This is a genomic window from Zobellella endophytica (assembly GCF_003012775.1).
Taxonomy (GTDB): Bacteria; Pseudomonadota; Gammaproteobacteria; order Enterobacterales; family Aeromonadaceae; genus Oceanimonas; species Oceanimonas endophytica.
This window is the reverse complement of sequence record NZ_PXYG01000036.1, coordinates 1-351: the sequence shown is the minus strand read 5'-3', so window position 1 is coordinate 351 and position 351 is coordinate 1. Positions and strand designations below refer to the sequence as shown.

Here is a 351-nt window from a genome sequence, read left to right as displayed (position 1 = left end):
GACGAAGGGGACAAAATTCACGGTTTGCGAAGCGCAGCTTCGCAGTGAATTTTGTAAAGGCGCAGCCGAGCCGGCGAGGCCAGCGGCAAGACCTTTCCAAAACGCACATCTTGTTGGTAAAGGCGAGGGCCGAGCTCCGCGAGGCAAGCGACAAGAACAACCATAGTCGAACCGTACTTATCCAGGAGCCGGTGTTTTTCTTGGTGTGAAACACACAAGAAAAAACGCCTCTATCAAAAGCGCTCTATGCATATCAAGCAAACTGTGTGAACACTCAACAGGCGTTGAGATTTAAGGTAAGGAGGTGATCCAACCGCAGGTTCCCCTACGGTTACCTTGTTACGACTTCAC

1 protein-coding gene and 1 rRNA gene are annotated in these 351 nt (G+C 51.0%); one reads left to right on the top strand and one right to left on the bottom strand.

Going from position 1 to position 351, the window contains the following annotated elements; genetic code table 11:
* A partial coding sequence (locus tag C7H85_RS19940; RefSeq protein ID WP_210433711.1) for a hypothetical protein occupies positions 1-209 on the top strand: 209 nt, incomplete at its 5' end.
* A gap of 88 nt (positions 210-297) precedes the next feature.
* Here the strand turns inward: C7H85_RS19940 and C7H85_RS19330 are convergent.
* Positions 298-351 (bottom strand): 16S ribosomal RNA (locus C7H85_RS19330); the annotation flags it as partial.